Genomic DNA, 16,413 nt, shown 5'->3' with positions numbered 1-16,413 from the left:
TCAAGCGGCGGGCGGCTCGCCCATCGCCCCCTGCCCCGCGCGATAGCCCAATGTCGCGCGGCCCTGCACCGGCCCGGCCACATCGGCGACGAGATAGAGCGGCCGCCGCTTCGCTTCGACGTAGAGCCGGCCCAGATACTCGCCGATCATGCCGAGCACGAGCATCTGCACCGCGCCCAGAAACACGGTGATGAGCATCAGCGACGTCCAGCCCTGCACCGCCGATCCGGTGAAGAACCCGACGGCGATATAGATCAGCAGCAGGAACGACAGGAAGAACAGCGCGATGCCGATATGGCTCGCCCAGCGGAGCGGCGCGGTCGAGAAGCCGGTGACCGCGTCGAACGCGAAGCGCAGCATCTTCGACAGCGGGTATTTGGTCTCGCCCGCATGCCGTTCGTGCCGGTCGTAGAGGAACGGCACCTGCCGGAACCCGACCCACGCGACCATGCCGCGGATGAAGCGCGCCTGTTCTGGCAGGCTCAGCAGCGCGTCGAGCGCGCGGCGGCTCATCAGGCGAAAGTCGCCGGTATCAAGCGGAATCGGCGTGTCGGTGACGCGGTCGAGCACGCGATAGAAGGCGGCGGCCGTCACCTTCTTGAAAAAGGTCTCGCCCTCACGCTTGCGGCGTACGGCATAGACGACGTCCGCCCCCTCGGCCGCCATCACCGCGCGCATTTCCGACAACAGTTCGGGCGGGTCCTGAAGATCGGCGTCGATGATGAGGATCTGCTCGCCCGCGCACAGGTCGAGCCCGGCGGTCAGCGCGAGCTGGTGCCCGTGATTGCGCGACAGGTTGACCGCGACCAGCCGCGGGTCGGCCGCCGACAGACGCTGCATCACGTCCCACGACGCGTCGCGCGACCCGTCGTTGACAAGGACGATCTCGTGATCCGCCCCCACCGCCGCATGCGCCGCGGCGGAAACGCGCGCGTGCAGCGCCTCGAGGCACTCGGCCTCGTTATAGCAGGGGATGACGACGGAGAGCGCGGGACGATGCATGATCCCCGCGCCTTAGCGAAAGCCGCGCCCGGCTTAAAGCACCGTTGCGGCGAGGCCGTCGAGGATGAACTGCGTGGCCAGCGCCGCCAGCAGCACGCCGAGCAGGCGGGTGATGACCGCCTCGATCCGGGTGCCGAGCAGCCGCATCATCGGCCCGGCGGCGATCAGCGCGGCGAGCGTGACGAGCAGGATCGTGAACAGCGCCGCCAGCACGACCAGCGAAGCGGCAAGGCCCTGCGTCCGGCTCATCATCAGCATGACCGACGCGATCGAGCCGGGGCCGGCGATCATCGGCATCGCCATCGGAAAGGCGGCGACATCCTCGACCTCGGGCGTCTCGATGATCTTCTGCGCGCGGTCCTCGCGCCGCTGGGTGCGCTTCTCAAACACCATTTCGAGCGCGATCAGGAACAGCATGATGCCGCCGGCGATCTTGAACGCGTCGAGGCTGACGTGGAGCGAGCGCAGCAGATCCTCGCCGAACAGCGCGAAGCCGATGAGGATGCCGCCCGCGATCAGTACGGCGCGGATCGCCATCGACCGGCGCTGGACGGGCGTCGCGCCCGTCGTCAGTCCGGCATAGATCGGCGCGCAGCCCGGCGGGTCGATGATGACGAAGAAGGTCGCGAGCGCCGAGACGTAGAGTTCGAGCATCAGATCGCGTCGGCCGCCAGCGCGATCCCCTCACGCCGGTGCGCGGCGACGAGCGTGTTGCGCAGGAGGCAGGCGATCGTCATCGGCCCCACCCCGCCCGGCACTGGCGTGATCGCCCCGGCGATCGAGGCGGCGCCCTCGAACTCGACGTCGCCGACGAGGCCGTCTGCGGTGCGGTTGATGCCGACGTCGATCACCGTCGCGCCGGGCTTCAGCCACTCGCCGCGCACGAAGCCGGGGCGGCCGACCGCCGCGACGACGATATCGGCGTGTGCCAGGTGATGCGGCAGATTCTTCGTGCGCGAATGCGCGATCGTGACGGTGCAGTCGGCGGCGGTCAGCAGCGCGGCCATCGGCTTGCCGACGATGTTCGACCGGCCGATCACAACCGCGTTCAGCCCCGACAGATCGCCCAATTGCGACTTTAGCAGCATCAGGCAGCCATAGGGCGTGCAGGGCACGAAGCCGTTGAGGCCCGTCGCCAGCCGGCCGGCATTGACGGGGTGAAAGCCGTCCACGTCCTTGTCCGGGTCGATCCGCGTCAGCACCGCCTGTGCATCGAGACCATCGGGGAGCGGCAGTTGCACGAGAATGCCGTCGACCGCCGGATCGGCATTGAGCCGGTCGACCAGCGCGATCAGATCGTCCTGGTCGGTGTCGACGGGCAGGCGATGCTCGAAACTCTCCATGCCGGCGGCAACAGTCGCTTTGCCCTTCGACCGGACATAGACCGAGGAGGCCGGATCCTCCCCCACCAGCACCACGGCAAGGCCGGGCTTGCGCCCAGCATCGGCGGCGAACGCCGCGGCGAGTTCGGCGACCTGGCCGCGCAGCCGCTCGGCCGCCTTCTTTCCGTCGATCAGTTCGGCTGTCATGCGCGCTCCCTAGCCCCTCGGCCGCGACGCCGCCACCCCGTCGGTCAGAGCGGAACGGCGCCGCCCGATGCGATATTCGCCGCCAGCCCGGCCAGCACGCGGTCGAGGATCAGCACGCCCACAAACACCACCATCGGCGACAGGTCGAGCGCCCCGAAATCGGGCAGGATACGCCGGATCGGCCGATAGAGCGGCTCGGTCAGGGTATTCAGGCCGTTCCAGACCGAGCGCACGAAATCGTTCGAGGTGTTGATGACGTTGAACGCGATCAGCCAGGACAGCACGATCTGGACGATCAGGATCCACCACAGGACGCTCAAGAGAATACGAGCGATGTCGATCAGGGTGAGCAAACAATCCTCCAGCAATGCGGTAAGGCCGGCATATCGGAAGTCGCGTCGCCGCGACAAGTGCGCACGGTGGTCAGATACCGGCGTACCATTCGTAACCGGCGATATCCTCCCACAGCCCGCCCTTGCCGCCGTACAGCGGCTTCAGGTCAGCCACCGCCTCAATCCGCTCAACATATTTGGCCTGCTTGTAGCCCAGTTGCCGCTCGACGCGCAGCCGGGCGGGCGCACCGTGCCCGACGTCGAGCCGGCGGTCGTTAAGCCCGAGCGCCAGGATCGTCTGCGGATGAAACGCGTCGACCAGATCGATCGATTCGTAATAGGGGCGCCCGCCCGCGTATCGATCCGAACAGTGGAAGACGAGGTAGCGTGCGTTGGTGCTTAGCCCGGCGGCGTCGAGCAAAGTGGCGAGCCGCGGCCCCTGCCACTTGCCGATCGCGCTCCACCCCTCGACACAGTCGTGGCGAGTGATCTGCGCGCGCTGCGGCATCGACAGGAGCTGCGCGACGCTGAACGCCTGTGGCCGCGCCACCAGCCCGTCCACGCGCACACGCCAGTCGGCGAAGCCGGCGGCGGCGTGGGCGGCATAGTCGGGCGTGCCGGGATCGCGGGTGCCGTTGGTGCGGAACACCGGCGACATCTGATCGACGCGGAACTCGCGCGCGAGGGCATTGCGGTCGGTCAGCGCGCGCTGCGTCCACTGGTTCCAGTCGGCGCCCTTGAAAATGAGGCCGCGGACATGCTCGTTCTGGCCCGCCGCGTCGCAGCCGGCGAGCAGGCTGCCTGCACCGGCGGCGAGACCGCCGATCAGCGTGCGGCGCGTCAGCAGGCTCATGCCGCGTCCTCCGCGGACGCGCGCCAGCGCCCGGTAATCATCGACCGCACTTCGTTGACTGGCCCGGCGAGGATGACGAGCGCGAGGTGGACGACGATGAACGCCGCCAGCGCCATCGCCGCGATGAAGTGGATCGATCGCGCCGACTGTCGCCCGCCGAACAGGTCGAGCAGCCACGGCGCCGCCGCGTTGATCCCCGGCGACATAGTAAGGCCGGTGGCGATGACTAGCGGGATCGCGAGGAAGATCACCCCGACATAGCTCAGTTTCTGGAGCGTGTTGAACGACCCCGGCGCCTTGGGATCGTGGAAGCGCAGCGCCAGATGCTCGCGCACGTCATGCGCCAGATGCGCGGGCGCGAGTTCCGCGCGGCGCAGGCGAAGGTCGCGCTGGAAATGCCGGTTGATGAGGCTCGCGACCATGAAGAAGAGGAGGCCGAACCCTAGCACCAGCGCGAACGTCAGGTGCCAACGCCGCGCGAGCGCGAGATTGTAGGTCGACGGGATCGTCAGCCAGCCGGGCACGCGCCCGCCCTCGAACACATAGGCCACCTTGAACCAGGGCTGGTCGAAGTTCGCACCGTACTGGCCCCAATAGAGATTGGGATGCGCGTTGAGAATCATCAGCCCCGAGCCGAGCAGGACGAAGATCGTCAGCGCGTTGATCCAGTGCCACAATCGGGTGGCCAACTTGTGCTTGGCGATCCACATATGCGTCGCTCCTTCGCCTCCCCATTCGTGCGAACCGGCGCTTCGGTTACGGGGCAGTTTAACCGTAAGCGCGCACGAAGAACACAATCGTCGTGACGGTGGTGACGATCAGTGTCCAGCCGCGCACCAGGCCGGACGACAGTCGCTTGCCCAGATGCGCGCCCGCCCAGCCGCCGACCAGCGCACCTGCCAGCATCGGCACGCACGCGTCCCAGCGGACCATGCCGAAACTAACGAACACCACCGTCGCCGCGGCATTTGCCATCGCCAGCATCAGCGTGCGCGGCGCCATCAGCCGGTGCGGCGGCTCTCCCGCGAGCAGCCCCCAGGTCGCGGTCAGCATCAGCCCGACGCCGCCGCCGAAATAGCCGCCATAGACGCCGAGCAGCACCTGTGCCGCGACCAGCGCGCGCGGGCCGGGCGAGGCATGCCGCTGGAGCGCCGCCGCCGCGCGGCTCCCAAACGCGATGGCGATCGTCGCGAGCAGGAGCAGCCACGGGATGACGATATCGAACATGCGGGTCGGCGTGACGACGAGCAGCAGGCTGCCGACGATCCCCGACATGAAGGTGATACCGGCGAGCGTGCGCACCCCCACCCCGCCGATCGGCTCCAGACCCTTGCGATAGGTCCAGGCGCTGGCGATCGCCCCCGGCTGCAACGCGACGTTCGAGCTGGCGTTGGCGATCGGGCTCGGCAGGCCGATCGCGATCAGCGCGGGCATCGTCGCGAACGTGCCCCCGCCGGCGAGCGCATTCATCGCACCGCCCAGCATTCCGGCGGCGGCGGCAAGCGCGATCGTGGCGGGGTCGAGCATGGCGCCCCTTTCGCGAGCCGCGCGGCGGCTGTCCAGCATGCTTCGCGAGCAAGTCGGGCGACGATGCAGGCGCGGCCCGCAGCGCGAGGATGAGCCGAACGGCGCCCGCTAGAATGAATGCCCGTTCCGTCGGATAAAGTCCGCGCGATCAGCGATAGGGTTCACAAGCGATGCCGTCATTGTCGCCATCCATGTCGGCACGGTATCCGGGTTCGCCCCTGTAGATCGGCGACGAGCCTGCTTTACGGGCATCGTCGCACCCGCCCCATGCATCCCCGATTTGGGGCTCGCGCTGACGGGCAAAGCCAGTCATGACCGCGATCCTGCCGGCTTGCCGGACCAGCGCGGATCGCCCCTCCGGCACGATCGCCAACGACCCGACACCGACGACCGTGCCCAACAGGATTGCCGCAACGACGACGGGGACCGGGCGAAGACTCTGAACCATGCCGCCAACGATGCAGCGGCGGGGTAAAGGACAGGTTGCGAACCAAAGACTTACGGCTCAGCGCAGCCGCTTGTAGTGGAACATGCGCACGAACGGCGCGCCGTCGCCGTTCACCGATCCCGCGGTCTCGGTCATCGTGCGGCCGTCCGCGGCGACGTGGTAGACGCGGACCGAGCCGAGCGTGCGGTTTTTGGCCAGGCTCATGACCAACGCGTCAGGCGTGGGCGAGAGGAACGCGGCGCTGTCGGCCTCGCTCGTGTCGGCGGTGCCGGGCGCTGCCGATCCGTCAAGGGTGTAATCGACGACCATGTGACGCACGCTGTCGTCGGGCGCGGTCACGTCGACCACCGTCCGCCACTTCGCCCCGCCGATGTCCTCAAAACGATAGGTAACGCGCTTGGGCGCCGGGCCATAGGTCGACGGCATTCGCGACAGGTCGAGTTCCCAGGTCCCGAGGAACGGCGACACGCGCTCAGGCGCCGGCGCAGCGGCGGTGAGCGCGACGAGCGAAAGGGTAAGGAGCGGGCGATTCAGCATGACGACGACCCTTTCGTGGCGCGGGCCAGCCGCCCGCCGTCGCCAATATCAATATATGTAGATTTAAGAGTCAAGTGCGCCTGAGCGGACCGCCGGGCTTGTCATGGGAACGACGCCGACGCCCGTTCGCTTTTGCCCGGACGATGAAGGGATCGACGATGAACGACGCACTGGATCAGGCGCGTGTCCGCCTTCAGGCATTTCGCGGCGATGCCCCGCCCGAACGGGTGCTGGACAGCGAGAGCGGGCTGACCGCGGGCGATATCGACCATGTCCTCGCCGCGTGCCGCGCGCCGACCGATCTGGAGCCGGGCGGCAGCCTCGACCTCGACGACCTGAGCGGGAATGCTTGAGTTGATGTAAAACTCAATCCGTTCCCGGATGACGGGGGGTCAGCCCAGCGCCGCCTGCTTCTCCGCCGCCAGCCGGTCGAGTTCGGCGCGGCTCTTCTTCTCCGCCGCGGTCTTCAATTGCCCGCACGCCGCGTCGATGTCGCGCCCACGGGGCGTGCGGACGGGGGCCGAGATACCCCCCTCGAACACGATGTTCGAGAAGGACCGGATCCGCTCAGGCGTCGAGCATTCGTAATCCGCGCCGGGCCACGGATTGAACGGGATAAGGTTCACCTTCGCCGGCAGCTTGTAGTGCCGCAGCAGCCGGACGAGCTCGCGCGCATCGGCGTCGCTGTCGTTCTTGTCCTTCAGCATCACATATTCGAACGTGATGCGACGCGCGTTGTTGGCGCCGGGATAGTCGGCGCATGCCTGCAGCAGTTCCTCGATCCCGTACTTCTTGTTGAGCGGCACGATCTCGTCGCGCACGTCCTTGGTCACGGCGTGGAGCGAAACGGCCAAGTTCGCGCCGATCTCCTCGCCCGCGCGCGCCATCATCGGCACGACGCCGCTGGTCGACAGCGTGATCCGCCGCTTCGACAGCGCCAGGCCGTCGCCGTCCATCACGATCTTCAGCCCGTCGCGCACCGCATCGAAGTTATAGAGCGGCTCCCCCATCCCCATCATGACGATGTTGGTGAGCAGCCGCCCCTCCGGGCTGGACGGCCATTCGCCGAGCGCATCGCGCGCCAGCATCACCTGCCCCACGATCTCGCCCGCGGTCAGGTTGCGCACCAGCCGCATCGTCCCGGTGTGGCAGAAGCGGCAATTGAGCGTGCAGCCGACCTGGCTGGACACGCACAGCGTTCCCCGATCGGCGTCGGGGATGAAAACCATTTCGTAATCCTGCCCGTCGGGCGAGGAGAGCAGCCACTTGCGCGTGCCGTCCTCCGACACCTGCGCCTCCTTTACGTCGGGCCGGCCGACTACGAAATGCTCGGCCAACCACGGGTGCTGCGCCTTGGCGATGTCGGTCATCAGCGTGAAGTCGGTGACGCCCCGATTGTAGATCCAGTGCCAGAGCTGCTTGGCGCGCAGCTTGGCCTGTTTCGGCTCCATCCCAGCCGCCTCGAGCGCAGCGCGGATCGCCCCCTTGTCGAGCCCCACCAGATCGACGCGCCCGTCGGGCCGCTCGAAAACGGCGCGGGTCACGGGCACGGGGTCGATGTGCCCGGGGATGGGCATGGGGGCGGCCGAAGCTGTCTGCATGGCATGCGATATAGTCGAAAACGGGCGGCGGCGCTAGGGTCGCGACTTCGACACCGTCGGCAGGGTGGCTTGCACGTTCGCAGCCGACCGCCCGACTAAAGTCAGTTCGTCATATTCCTGCCCCGCTTTGTCCGCTACCGGACGCGCATGTCGCTCATCGATCGCTTCCTTCACCGCGCGATCCGTCGCGGGCAGCTTACCGTCACCTTTCCCGGCGGGCGGACCGCCACCTATGGCGCACCCGATGCCGAGCTCGGCAACGTCGCGATCCGCTTCGCGGATGGCCGCGCGCTGCGCCAATTGCTTGCGGACCCAAGCCTTGGCGCGGCGGAGGCGTTCATGGACGGGCGCCTCGTCATCGAGCGCGGCGACATTCGCGACTTTCTCAACCTTGCCACCGCAAACAACCGCTGGGAAGCGGGGCTCGGCACGCTCGACGCCAGCCCGATGAAGCGCGCGATCGACGCCGTCCGCTTCCGCATCGATCGGGTGAACATGGCGCGGCGCGCGAAGCGCAACGTCGCCCATCACTACGACCTGTCCGACCGGCTCTACGACCTCTTCCTCGACGTCGACCGGCAATATAGCTGCGCCTATTTCACCGATCCGGCCAACAGCCTTGAACAGGCACAGGTCGACAAGAAGGCGCACATCGTCGCCAAGCTGGCGATCGAGCCGGGGATGAAGGTGCTCGACATCGGCTGCGGCTGGGGCGGGATGGCGCTCTACATCCACCGCACCACCGGTGCCGACGTGTGCGGCATCACCCTGTCGGAGGAACAGCTCAAGGTCGCGCGCCGCCGCGCCGAGATGGCGGGCGTCGACGGCCATGTCCGGTTCGAGCTCATCGACTATCGCCACCTCAACGGCCAGTTCGACCGCATCGTGTCGGTGGGCATGTTCGAGCATGTCGGCCCGGCGCACTACCGCACCTTCTTCAAGCAGTGTCGCAACCTGCTGACGCCCGAGGGGGTGATGCTCCTCCACACGATCGGCCGCGCGGGCGGGCCGGGCACCACCGACGCGTTCACCGCCAAGTACATCTTTCCCGGCGGCTACATCCCCGCCTTGTCGGAGATCGCGAAGGGGCATGAGGGGCTGCGCATGTTCCTCACCGATGTCGAGGTGCTGCGCCTCCACTACGCCTACACGCTGGAAGCGTGGTACAAGCGCGTGGTCGCCGCAAAGGACGCGATCGTGGCGCTCTATGACGAGCGCTTCTACCGGATGTGGACCTATTACCTCGCCGGCAGCGAGGTAAGCTTCCGCCATGGCGGGCTGGTCAACTATCAGCTCCAGTATGCGCGCGACCGCCACGCGCTACCGCTGACGCGCGACTATATGCTGGCCGGCGAGCGCGCGCTGCTCGAGGTGCCGGAGCCTCAGCCCGTCGCCTGAAGCGCGGCGAAGGCGGCGGCGACGAGACGCTCGAGGACGCCCGCGTCGATCTTGTCCAGCCGCTTGACGTAGACGCAGCCGACGCCCGTGCGATGCGGGCCAAGCTGCGCCAGCAGGTCCGTCTTTCCGGGAAAATCCTGCGCGAGGTAGAGCACCGTCTCGGCCTTTCGCGGGGAAAAGCCGATGCTGCACATCCGTTGGTCCTTGCCGCTGGCGCGATAGGCATACTCACCGCAGCCGACGATGCTCGATCCCCACATCCGCGCTGGCTCGCCCGACACGCGCTCGTAAAGCGCGCGGACAGCCCGCGCATCCTCGCGCCGGACGGGATCGGAGACCGCGTCGATGAAGGCGTCGACATCGGCATCGCTGGCGGTCGTCCTGTTGGTCATGCCCCCTCTCCCACGAGTCGCGCCGCGCGACTTTGCCACTTGCCCGGCCGCGGGCACCACCCCATGAAGGCGGCATCATGGAATTCGGTTTCGTCCTATCGACCGTCGCGGAAACGATTCAGGTAGCGATCGCACCGGTGTTCCTGCTTGCCGGGATCGCCGGGCTGCTCAACGTGCTCACCGGGCGGCTGGCGCGCGTCATCGATCGCGCCCGCGCGCTGGAACAGCTCCACCCGCGCACTACCGGGCCGGAGCACGACCGCCACGTCTGGGAATTGCGCCGCATCGACCGGCGGATCACCGTCATCAACGCCTCGATCTCGCTCGTCACCGCCTCCGCCATCTCGATCTGCGCGGTCGTCGCGCTGCTGTTCGTGGCTGAGCTGTCGCACCTCAAGATCGGCACCGTGGTGGCGAGCGCGTTCATCGGCTCGATGCTGATGCTGATCGCCGGCCTCGTCTTCTTCCTCATCGAGGTGCGCATGTCGCTCAAGGCATCGCACATCCGCGCCGAGCTGCTCGAGCTGGACCGCGAGCGCAAGCGGCGCAGCCAGTGACTGCCGGGCGCGGGGCGCTGCAGGCGGTGGTCGCCGCCGCCACGCTGGTGCCGCTCTCGATCGCCTCGATCAGCCTCGTGCGCGGGCCGGCATGGCTGGGTCAGGCCGCACCGGTCGCCACCGATCTCGACAGCCATTTCCGCTATCTCTCGGGCATCTTCCTCGCGCTCGGCCTGGGCTTTGCGAGCTGCATCCCGGCGATCGAGCGCAAGGGTCCGCGGCTTCGCCTGCTCGGCGGCATGGTGATCGCCGGCGGGCTGGGACGGCTGTGGAGCCTGACGCAGGTGGGCGCGCCCTCGACCGGGCATCTCGTTGGGCTCTGCATCGAGCTAGGCTTGGTGCCGGTGGTGTTGGTCTGGCAGGCGGTCGTCGCAAGAACCACGTCATCCCGGACCTGATCCGGGATCCCGCTTCTTCTCCAGCGCGCGAAGAAAAGAAGAAGAAGCGGGACCCCGGCTCAAGGCCGGGGTGACAAGAAAAGGATTACTCCGGCCGCTCCAGTCGCGGTCCCGCCGCGACGGTCGGCAGGTAGCGCGGCGCCGGCAGCGGCCCGCGTGCCGCTTCGAACCCGGCACCCGCGTCGAACAATCGCTGCTCGCTCCACTTCGACCCGATGAAGGAGAGGCCGACCGGCAGCCCCATCACCTGCCCCATCGGCACGGTGAGGTGCGGGTAGCCCGCCACCGCCGGCAGCCCGCTGGCCGAGGGGCCGCCCGCCTGGTCGCCGTGCACCGGGTCCGACAGCCAGGCGGCGCCGTAGCTCGGCGTCACGATCACCTGCGCCTTGGCCAGCATCGTATCGAGCGCCCTGGTTGCCAGTGCCAGCGACTTGGCGCGCGCGGGTTTGTAGGCGGGGTCGGCCGTCCCCCTGGTCTTCTCCGCCGCCTCGAAAATGTCTTGGCCGAAGAACGGCATCTCGGCGGCGGCGTTCGCCTTGTTGAAGGCGATCACGTCAGCCAGCGTACGCACCTTCACGGCGGGCGGCGTCGTCTTCAGATAGGCGGCGAGGTCGGACTTGAGCTCCATCTTGAGCACATCGAACTCGGCCTCGCCCAGCCCCGGCGTCGCCGGCTGCTTCACGTCGACCAGCACCGCCCCCGCTGCGCGCAGCTTGGCGAGCGCCGCGTCGAACTGGCGGGCGAGCGCACCGGGCAAACCGTCGGGCCGGAGCACCCCGATCCGCATGCCCTTGATCGCCGCCGGGTTCAGCCGCGCGGCATAGTCACCCTTGCGTGCATCCGCCTCACGCGTCGCCGGGTCCGCCGGGTCGCTGCCCGCCATCACCGTCATCAGCGCGGCGGCATCGGCAACGGTCGTCGCCATCGGGCCGGGCGTATCCTGGCTATGGCTGATCGGCACGACATGCGTGCGGCTGACAAGGCCCAGCGTCGGCTTCATGCCGACAAGGCCGTTGATCGCCGAGGGGCAGATGACCGACCCGTCGGTCTCGGTCCCCACACCCGCGCGGGCAAGCCCCGCGGCCAACGCCGCGCCGGTCCCGCTCGACGATCCGCAGGCGGTCCGGTCGAGCGCATGGGGATTGCGGACGAGCCCGCCGACCGCACTCCACCCGCTCATCGAACTGGACGAGCGGATGTTCGCCCATTCGGACAGGTTGGTCTTACCCAGCATGACGATCCCGCCCGCACGCAGCCGCGCGGCGACCGGCGCATCGCGCCGGGTCAGGTTGTCCTTGAGCGCAAGGCTACCCGCGGTCGTCGGCAGCTCGACCGTCTCGATATTGTCCTTGATGAGCACCGGCCAGCCATGAACGGGCGAGCGCACCCGACCCTTGGCCTGCTCGTCGTCGAGCCGCCGCGCCTGTGCCTCGGCATCGGGCGCGACCGCGATCACCGAATTGAGCCGCGGCCCCGCCCGGTCGATCGCCTCGATCCGCTTGAGATAGGTGCGGGTCGCGGCGGCGCTGGTTCCCTCCTGCGCCGTAGCCGGGATGGCCGTGACCAGGAGGAGAAGCGGCACCGCGGCCCGCATCGCCGTCACTCCGCCGCGACGCCGGCATGGGCGAACATGTCGCCCTCGAGCCGCGGGTCTTCGTTCGCCGGGGCGACCGCGACCTTCTTGCGCTTGTCGAAGCTCGACCAGACGTCGTTCCAGTTGCCGCGGGTCGCGCCCTTCGAATATTCGGTCGCGCGCGTCTCGAAGAAATTGGCGTGCTCGACGCCGTTGAGCAGCGGCGTCAGCCACGGGATCGGATGCTCGTCGATCATGTAGATCGGCTTCAGGCCCAGCTGGCTGAGGCGCCAGTCGGCGATGTAGCGGATATACTTCTTGATATCCTTGGCGGTCATGCCGTTGACCGGCCCCATCTCGAACGCCAGGTCGATGAACGCGTCCTCCAGCCGGATCGTCGTCTGGCACACGTCGGCGATGTCGTCCTTCACCGCCTTGGTCAGGCACTGACGCTCCTGGCAGAAGGCGTGGAACATGCGGATGATGCCCTCGCAGTGCAGGCTCTCGTCGCGCACCGACCACGAGACGATCTGGCCCATGCCCTTCATCTTGTTGAATCGCGGGAAGTTCATCAGCATCGCGAACGACGCGAACAGCTGCACCCCCTCGGTAAAGCCGCCGAACATGGCGAGCGTGCGGGCGATATCCTCGTCGGTGTCGACGCCGAAGTTCTGCATATAGTCATGCTTGTCCTTCAGCTCGGCATATTCGAGGAACGCGCCATATTCGCTCTCGGGCATGCCGATCGTGTCGAGCAGGTGGCTGTAGGCGGCGATATGTACCGTCTCCATGTTGCTGAACGCGGTCAGCATCATCTTGATCTCGGTCGGCTTGAACACGCGGCCGTATTTCTCGTGATAGCAGTCCTGCACCTCGACATCGGCCTGGGTGAAGAAGCGGAAGATCTGCGTCAGCAGATTGCGCTCGTGATCCGACAGCTTCTGTGCCCAGTCGCGGCAATCCTCGCCCAGCGGCACTTCCTCGGGCAGCCAGTGGAGCTGCTGCTGACGCTTCCAGAACTCGAACGCCCAGGGGTATTCGAACGGCTTGTACTGCTTGGAGGCCTGGAGAAGGGACATGAGGCGATCCTCTTAGAAGGAAGAAATTGAAAGGGATGATTGCGGGAGCCGGCGTCTCATCCGTCGCCCCCGTGCCAAAGGGCGGTCGCGCTCATCGCCAGCACCGCGCCGCCGGCGAGCGCCATGATGCCGACCATGCGGAAAGCATAGACACGGCCCGGCGACGCCGGCCGGGCGAGCGCGGCGATCAGGCCGATGCCCGTCAGCACCAGCACGGCTGCGACGACATACATGGCGACCAGCGACCAGCTCATCGCCGCTCCCGCCACTTCACGACGGTCACGGTCCGCGTCTTGCGCGCGCCGACGCCGAACACGACGATGCCGAGGAAATAGCCAAAGTCGTACCAGCCGCCATTATTGGGCACGGCATAGACGGCGACGTCGGGCATAAAGAGACTTAGAGCCCAGGACACGGGAAAGATGAACCCGTGCCAAAGCCCGTGGAGGAAGCCTGGCGCACCGGGCGCGACGGCATTGCCCGCCTGACGCGCGCAGGCGGCGAGCGAAAGCAGAAGGGCGACGAGAACCGCGCGATTCATCGCGAAGCCGCTCCCTTCTTCGTCACCCCGGACCTGTTCCGGGGTCCACCTGTCTGCAGGCGCAGCGGCTTGAGGGTCGAGCGGCGGCGCCGGCTGCACGGTGGACCCCGGAACAAGTCCGGGGTGACGGCGGGGGTGACGAAGGACCGCGCATCCAATCCGCGACCCGCTCGTTCCAGCGCCGAACCCCAAGCAGGAGACGGGCAATGGCCGACCTCAACGACATTCGCGAGCATATGGAAGTCATCGGCGCCGACGGCGTCCACGTCGGCACCGTCGACCGCGTCGAGGGCGACCGGATCAAGCTCACCAAGAAGGACTCGGGCGCCGATGTCGAGGGCGCCGGCGAAGGGCATCATGCGGGCCACCACCACTTCATTCCCGCCGGCCTCGTCGCCGAGGTGGAGGGCGACCAGGTCCGCCTTTCCGCCAATGCCGACGTCGCGGTGACGTTCGAGGAGGAAGAGGGCGGCGATCCGGTCTGATCGGTCGTTGCGCTCGAGCGAGGCGCCGGTCCGTGGGAAGCGGGCCGGCGTCTTGCGTTCCGTCACGCCGTCAGACGGAGCGGCTTTGCCGCCCCGCTGCCCGCCGTGACGAGTCAGCGGATTGCTCGCGCAATCCACTGCCGTCCGCTTACTGACAGGCCAGGCACTCGTCATAATCGGTGCTCTCGCCCAGATCGAACTTCGGCTTCTCGATCGTGTTGTCCGCCTCGACCCCGCCCGCGAACCCGGCGCGCTGCACCGACTTCGAGCGGAGATAGTAGAGCGACTTGATGCCCAGTTCCCATGCGCGGAAGTGGAGCATCAAGAGGTCCCACTTCTCCACGTCGGCGGGGATGAACAGGTTCAGCGACTGCGCCTGGTCGATATAGGGCGCGCGGTCGCCGGCGAGTTCGAGGACCCAGCGCTGATCGATCTCGAAGCTCGTCTTGTAGCAGTCCTTTTCCTCCTGGTTGAGGAAGTCGAGATGCTGCACCGACCCACCGCGCTCGAGGATCGTGTTCCAGACCGCGTCCGAGTTCTTCGACTTGGCGATCAGCAGCTTTTCCAGATACGGGTTCTTGACCGCGAAGCTGCCCGACAGCGTCTTGTGCGTGTAGATGTTGGCCGGGATCGGCTCGATGCAAGCCGAGGTGCCGCCGCAGATGATGCTGATCGACGCGGTCGGCGCGATCGCCATCTTGCAGGAAAAGCGCTCCATCACGCCCATGTCGGCCGCATCCGGGCAGGGCCCGCGCTCGACCGCGAGCTGCATCGAGGCTTCGTTCACCTGCGCGGCGATGTGCTTGAAGATGCGCAGGTTCCACGACTTGGCCATGGCGCCTTCGAACGGCAGGCCGCGCGCCTGGAGGAAGCTGTGGAAGCCCATGACGCCGAGGCCGACCGACCGCTCGCGCTCCGCCGAGTAGCGCGCCCGCGCCATCTCGTCCGGCGCGCGCTCGATATAGTCGGTGAGCACGTTGTCGAGGAAGCGCATCACGTCCTCGACGAAACGCTTGTCGTCCTTCCACTCGTCCCACGTCTCGAGATTGAGCGAGGAGAGACAGCAGACCGCGGTGCGATCGTTGCCGAGGTGGTCGCGGCCGGTCGGCAGCGTGATCTCGCTGCAGAGGTTCGAGGTCGAGACCTTGAGGCCCAGGTCGCGGTGATGCTTGGGCATCGTGTTGTTCACGTGATCGCTGAACACGATGTACGGCTCGCCCGTCGCCAGCCTCGTTTCGACCAGCTTCTGGAACAGCGCGCGGGCATCGACGGTGCCGCGGGTTGAGCCGTCCTTGGGCGACTTGAGCGTCCATTCCTCGCCGTTGCGGACAGCTTCCATGAAGGCGTCGGGAATGAGGACGCCGTGATGGAGGTTGAGTGCCTTGCGGTTGAAGTCGCCCGAGGGCTTGCGGATCTCGAGGAACTCCTCGATCTCCGGGTGCGAAATGTCGAGATAGCAGGCCGCAGACCCGCGACGCAGCGAACCCTGGCTGATCGCCAGCGTCAGCGAATCCATCACGCGCACGAACGGGATGATGCCGCTGGTCTTGCCGTTGAGGCCCACCGGCTCGCCGATGCCGCGGACATTGCCCCAATAAGTGCCGATGCCGCCGCCGCGCGAGGCAAGCCAGACATTCTCGTTCCACGTCTCTACGATGCCCTCGAGACTGTCGGGGACCGAATTGAGGTAGCAGGAGATCGGCAGGCCGCGCCCGGTGCCGCCGTTCGACAGAACGGGCGTCGCGGGCATGAACCACAGTTTCGAGATATAGTCGTAGAGCCGCTGGGCATGCGCGCCGTCGTCGGCATAGGCGGAGGCCACGCGCACGAACAGGTCCTGATAGCTTTCGCCGGGCAGGAGATAGCGGTCCTTCAGCGTCTCCTTGCCGAACTCGGTCAGGAGGGCGTCGCGGCCGTGATCGACCTCGACCGCATAGAGCTGGGCGTCGATCGTCTTCGAATCGCGCTTCGCCTTGGGCGCCGCGGCGGCTTCGAGAAGGGGGGCTTCGGCAATGTCGGTGCTGTCGTTCACGCGCTGATCGTCCCTGAAATCCATGACGGCCCCGTTCCTCATACGTTCGACTCGGGCGCCGTGGAGCGATGCTAACACCGCCGCCCGCGACCGAGAACAAAAAGTGACCACGCTGGGTGCTTGCAGCAG

General features: G+C 67.2%; 21 protein-coding genes. 5 read left to right on the top strand and 16 right to left on the bottom strand.

All coding sequences use genetic code 11. The features are described 5' to 3' along the window. The 9 genes from FHR19_RS02150 to FHR19_RS02110 form a co-directional block, all read right to left on the bottom strand. Positions 1-1,002 carry a glycosyltransferase family 2 protein gene (locus FHR19_RS02150; protein WP_184023716.1) on the bottom strand — a complete coding sequence of 334 codons (1,002 nt, stop codon included), beginning with the start codon at positions 1,000-1,002 and terminating at the stop codon, positions 1-3. 33 nt (positions 1,003-1,035) lie between these two features. After that, positions 1,036-1,656 (bottom strand): MarC family protein, encoded by a 621-nt coding sequence (locus FHR19_RS02145; protein ID WP_184023714.1) that lies wholly within the window; start codon positions 1,654-1,656, stop codon positions 1,036-1,038. Next, complete coding sequence (gene folD, locus FHR19_RS02140) at positions 1,656-2,531, bottom strand: bifunctional methylenetetrahydrofolate dehydrogenase/methenyltetrahydrofolate cyclohydrolase FolD (protein WP_184023712.1); 876 nt, start codon at positions 2,529-2,531, stop codon at positions 1,656-1,658. Before folD ends, FHR19_RS02145 begins: the two co-directional genes overlap by 1 nt. 44 nt (positions 2,532-2,575) lie before the next feature. After that, entirely contained in the window at positions 2,576-2,941 is a 366-nt protein-coding gene (locus FHR19_RS02135; RefSeq protein ID WP_425505920.1) for a YggT family protein, read from the bottom strand. Positions 2,942-2,954: 13 nt separating this feature from the next. After that, the gene (locus FHR19_RS02130; RefSeq protein ID WP_184023710.1) at positions 2,955-3,716 is read right to left on the bottom strand and encodes a molybdopterin-dependent oxidoreductase; all 762 of its coding nucleotides are present in this window, start codon (positions 3,714-3,716) and stop codon (positions 2,955-2,957) included. Further along, positions 3,713-4,426 (bottom strand): cytochrome b/b6 domain-containing protein, encoded by a 714-nt coding sequence (locus tag FHR19_RS02125; RefSeq protein WP_184023708.1) that lies wholly within the window; start codon positions 4,424-4,426, stop codon positions 3,713-3,715. Before FHR19_RS02125 ends, FHR19_RS02130 begins: the two co-directional genes overlap by 4 nt. A gap of 58 nt (positions 4,427-4,484) precedes the next feature. Next, positions 4,485-5,243: a sulfite exporter TauE/SafE family protein gene (locus FHR19_RS02120; RefSeq protein ID WP_184023706.1), complete on the bottom strand. Its 759-nt coding sequence runs from the start codon at positions 5,241-5,243 to the stop codon at positions 4,485-4,487. 148 nt (positions 5,244-5,391) lie between these two features. Then, on the bottom strand, positions 5,392-5,643 hold the full coding sequence (locus FHR19_RS02115; RefSeq protein WP_246359254.1) for an excalibur calcium-binding domain-containing protein: 252 nt from the start codon (positions 5,641-5,643) through the stop codon (positions 5,392-5,394). Between the two features lie 105 nt (positions 5,644-5,748). After that, entirely contained in the window at positions 5,749-6,228 is a 480-nt protein-coding gene (locus FHR19_RS02110) for a hypothetical protein (protein ID WP_246359253.1), read from the bottom strand. A 158-nt stretch (positions 6,229-6,386) separates the two neighbouring features. Here FHR19_RS02110 and FHR19_RS02105 point away from each other — a divergent pair, with 158 nt between their 5' ends. Further along, on the top strand, positions 6,387-6,581 hold the full coding sequence (locus FHR19_RS02105; RefSeq protein WP_184023702.1) for a hypothetical protein: 195 nt from the start codon (positions 6,387-6,389) through the stop codon (positions 6,579-6,581). A gap of 39 nt (positions 6,582-6,620) precedes the next feature. Here the strand turns inward: FHR19_RS02105 and rlmN are convergent, their stop codons facing one another. After that, complete coding sequence (rlmN, locus tag FHR19_RS02100) at positions 6,621-7,829, bottom strand: dual-specificity RNA methyltransferase RlmN (RefSeq protein ID WP_184023700.1); 1,209 nt, start codon at positions 7,827-7,829, stop codon at positions 6,621-6,623. A 147-nt stretch (positions 7,830-7,976) separates the two neighbouring features. Here rlmN and FHR19_RS02095 point away from each other — a divergent pair, with 147 nt between their 5' ends. Continuing rightward, positions 7,977-9,227: an SAM-dependent methyltransferase gene (locus FHR19_RS02095; RefSeq protein ID WP_184023699.1), complete on the top strand. Its 1,251-nt coding sequence runs from the start codon at positions 7,977-7,979 to the stop codon at positions 9,225-9,227. Here the strand turns inward: FHR19_RS02095 and FHR19_RS02090 are convergent. Then, a complete protein-coding gene (locus FHR19_RS02090; RefSeq protein ID WP_184023698.1) occupies positions 9,212-9,619 on the bottom strand; it encodes a DUF1801 domain-containing protein in 408 nt (135 codons plus the stop codon). The genes FHR19_RS02095 and FHR19_RS02090 overlap by 16 nt on opposite strands. Positions 9,620-9,696: 77 nt before the next feature. Here FHR19_RS02090 and FHR19_RS02085 point away from each other — a divergent pair, with 77 nt between their 5' ends. Then, complete coding sequence (locus FHR19_RS02085; protein WP_184023697.1) at positions 9,697-10,176, top strand: DUF2721 domain-containing protein; 480 nt, start codon at positions 9,697-9,699, stop codon at positions 10,174-10,176. Beyond that, positions 10,173-10,574 (top strand): DUF4345 family protein, encoded by a 402-nt coding sequence (locus FHR19_RS02080; RefSeq protein WP_184023696.1) that lies wholly within the window; start codon positions 10,173-10,175, stop codon positions 10,572-10,574. Before FHR19_RS02085 ends, FHR19_RS02080 begins: the two co-directional genes overlap by 4 nt. Positions 10,575-10,659: 85 nt before the next feature. Here the strand turns inward: FHR19_RS02080 and FHR19_RS02075 are convergent, their stop codons facing one another. The 4 genes from FHR19_RS02075 to FHR19_RS02060 are packed head-to-tail and all read right to left on the bottom strand — an operon-like array spanning position 10,660 to position 13,767. Further along, positions 10,660-12,168 (bottom strand): amidase, encoded by a 1,509-nt coding sequence (locus FHR19_RS02075; RefSeq protein WP_184023695.1) that lies wholly within the window; start codon positions 12,166-12,168, stop codon positions 10,660-10,662. 5 nt (positions 12,169-12,173) lie between these two features. Next, the gene (locus FHR19_RS02070; RefSeq protein ID WP_184023694.1) at positions 12,174-13,226 is read right to left on the bottom strand and encodes a ribonucleotide-diphosphate reductase subunit beta; all 1,053 of its coding nucleotides are present in this window, start codon (positions 13,224-13,226) and stop codon (positions 12,174-12,176) included. A 56-nt stretch (positions 13,227-13,282) separates the two neighbouring features. Further along, the gene (locus tag FHR19_RS02065) at positions 13,283-13,480 is read right to left on the bottom strand and encodes a hypothetical protein (RefSeq protein ID WP_184023692.1); all 198 of its coding nucleotides are present in this window, start codon (positions 13,478-13,480) and stop codon (positions 13,283-13,285) included. Then, on the bottom strand, positions 13,477-13,767 hold the full coding sequence (locus FHR19_RS02060; RefSeq protein WP_184023690.1) for a hypothetical protein: 291 nt from the start codon (positions 13,765-13,767) through the stop codon (positions 13,477-13,479). Before FHR19_RS02060 ends, FHR19_RS02065 begins: the two co-directional genes overlap by 4 nt. 206 nt (positions 13,768-13,973) lie before the next feature. Between FHR19_RS02060 and FHR19_RS02055 the strand changes: the two genes are divergently transcribed. Further along, positions 13,974-14,252 (top strand): DUF2171 domain-containing protein, encoded by a 279-nt coding sequence (locus tag FHR19_RS02055; protein ID WP_184023688.1) that lies wholly within the window; start codon positions 13,974-13,976, stop codon positions 14,250-14,252. 148 nt (positions 14,253-14,400) lie between these two features. Here the strand turns inward: FHR19_RS02055 and FHR19_RS02050 are convergent, their stop codons facing one another. Then, entirely contained in the window at positions 14,401-16,308 is a 1,908-nt protein-coding gene (locus FHR19_RS02050) for a ribonucleoside-diphosphate reductase subunit alpha (protein WP_184023686.1), read from the bottom strand. Positions 16,309-16,413 lie beyond the last annotated feature (105 nt).

The sequence above is a fragment of the Sphingomonas yantingensis genome (assembly GCF_014199325.1).
In the GTDB taxonomy this organism is placed as follows: Bacteria; Pseudomonadota; Alphaproteobacteria; order Sphingomonadales; family Sphingomonadaceae; genus Sphingomonas; species Sphingomonas yantingensis.
The sequence above is the reverse complement of the archived record's forward strand: the minus strand, read 5'-3'. Positions and strand labels throughout refer to the sequence as shown.

Bases quoted from the DNA above. Each gene is read 5' to 3' on its own strand.
- FHR19_RS02055 (WP_184023688.1), top strand. From the start codon at position 13,974: ATGGCCGACCTCAACGACATTCGCGAGCATATGGAAGTCATCGGCGCC.
- FHR19_RS02065 (WP_184023692.1), bottom strand. From the start codon at position 13,480: ATGAGCTGGTCGCTGGTCGCCATGTATGTCGTCGCAGCCGTGCTGGTG.
- FHR19_RS02085 (WP_184023697.1), top strand. From the start codon at position 9,697: ATGGAATTCGGTTTCGTCCTATCGACCGTCGCGGAAACGATTCAGGTA.
- rlmN (WP_184023700.1), bottom strand. From the start codon at position 7,829: ATGCAGACAGCTTCGGCCGCCCCCATGCCCATCCCCGGGCACATCGAC.
- FHR19_RS02120 (WP_184023706.1), bottom strand. From the start codon at position 5,243: ATGCTCGACCCCGCCACGATCGCGCTTGCCGCCGCCGCCGGAATGCTG.
- FHR19_RS02075 (WP_184023695.1), bottom strand. From the start codon at position 12,168: ATGCGGGCCGCGGTGCCGCTTCTCCTCCTGGTCACGGCCATCCCGGCT.
- FHR19_RS02110 (WP_246359253.1), bottom strand. From the start codon at position 6,228: ATGCTGAATCGCCCGCTCCTTACCCTTTCGCTCGTCGCGCTCACCGCC.
- FHR19_RS02125 (WP_184023708.1), bottom strand. From the start codon at position 4,426: ATGTGGATCGCCAAGCACAAGTTGGCCACCCGATTGTGGCACTGGATC.
- FHR19_RS02130 (WP_184023710.1), bottom strand. From the start codon at position 3,716: ATGAGCCTGCTGACGCGCCGCACGCTGATCGGCGGTCTCGCCGCCGGT.
- FHR19_RS02145 (WP_184023714.1), bottom strand. From the start codon at position 1,656: ATGCTCGAACTCTACGTCTCGGCGCTCGCGACCTTCTTCGTCATCATC.
- folD (WP_184023712.1), bottom strand. From the start codon at position 2,531: ATGACAGCCGAACTGATCGACGGAAAGAAGGCGGCCGAGCGGCTGCGC.
- FHR19_RS02050 (WP_184023686.1), bottom strand. From the start codon at position 16,308: ATGGATTTCAGGGACGATCAGCGCGTGAACGACAGCACCGACATTGCC.
- FHR19_RS02060 (WP_184023690.1), bottom strand. From the start codon at position 13,767: ATGAATCGCGCGGTTCTCGTCGCCCTTCTGCTTTCGCTCGCCGCCTGC.
- FHR19_RS02105 (WP_184023702.1), top strand. From the start codon at position 6,387: ATGAACGACGCACTGGATCAGGCGCGTGTCCGCCTTCAGGCATTTCGC.
- FHR19_RS02095 (WP_184023699.1), top strand. From the start codon at position 7,977: ATGTCGCTCATCGATCGCTTCCTTCACCGCGCGATCCGTCGCGGGCAG.
- FHR19_RS02150 (WP_184023716.1), bottom strand. From the start codon at position 1,002: ATGCATCGTCCCGCGCTCTCCGTCGTCATCCCCTGCTATAACGAGGCC.
- FHR19_RS02070 (WP_184023694.1), bottom strand. From the start codon at position 13,226: ATGTCCCTTCTCCAGGCCTCCAAGCAGTACAAGCCGTTCGAATACCCC.
- FHR19_RS02090 (WP_184023698.1), bottom strand. From the start codon at position 9,619: ATGACCAACAGGACGACCGCCAGCGATGCCGATGTCGACGCCTTCATC.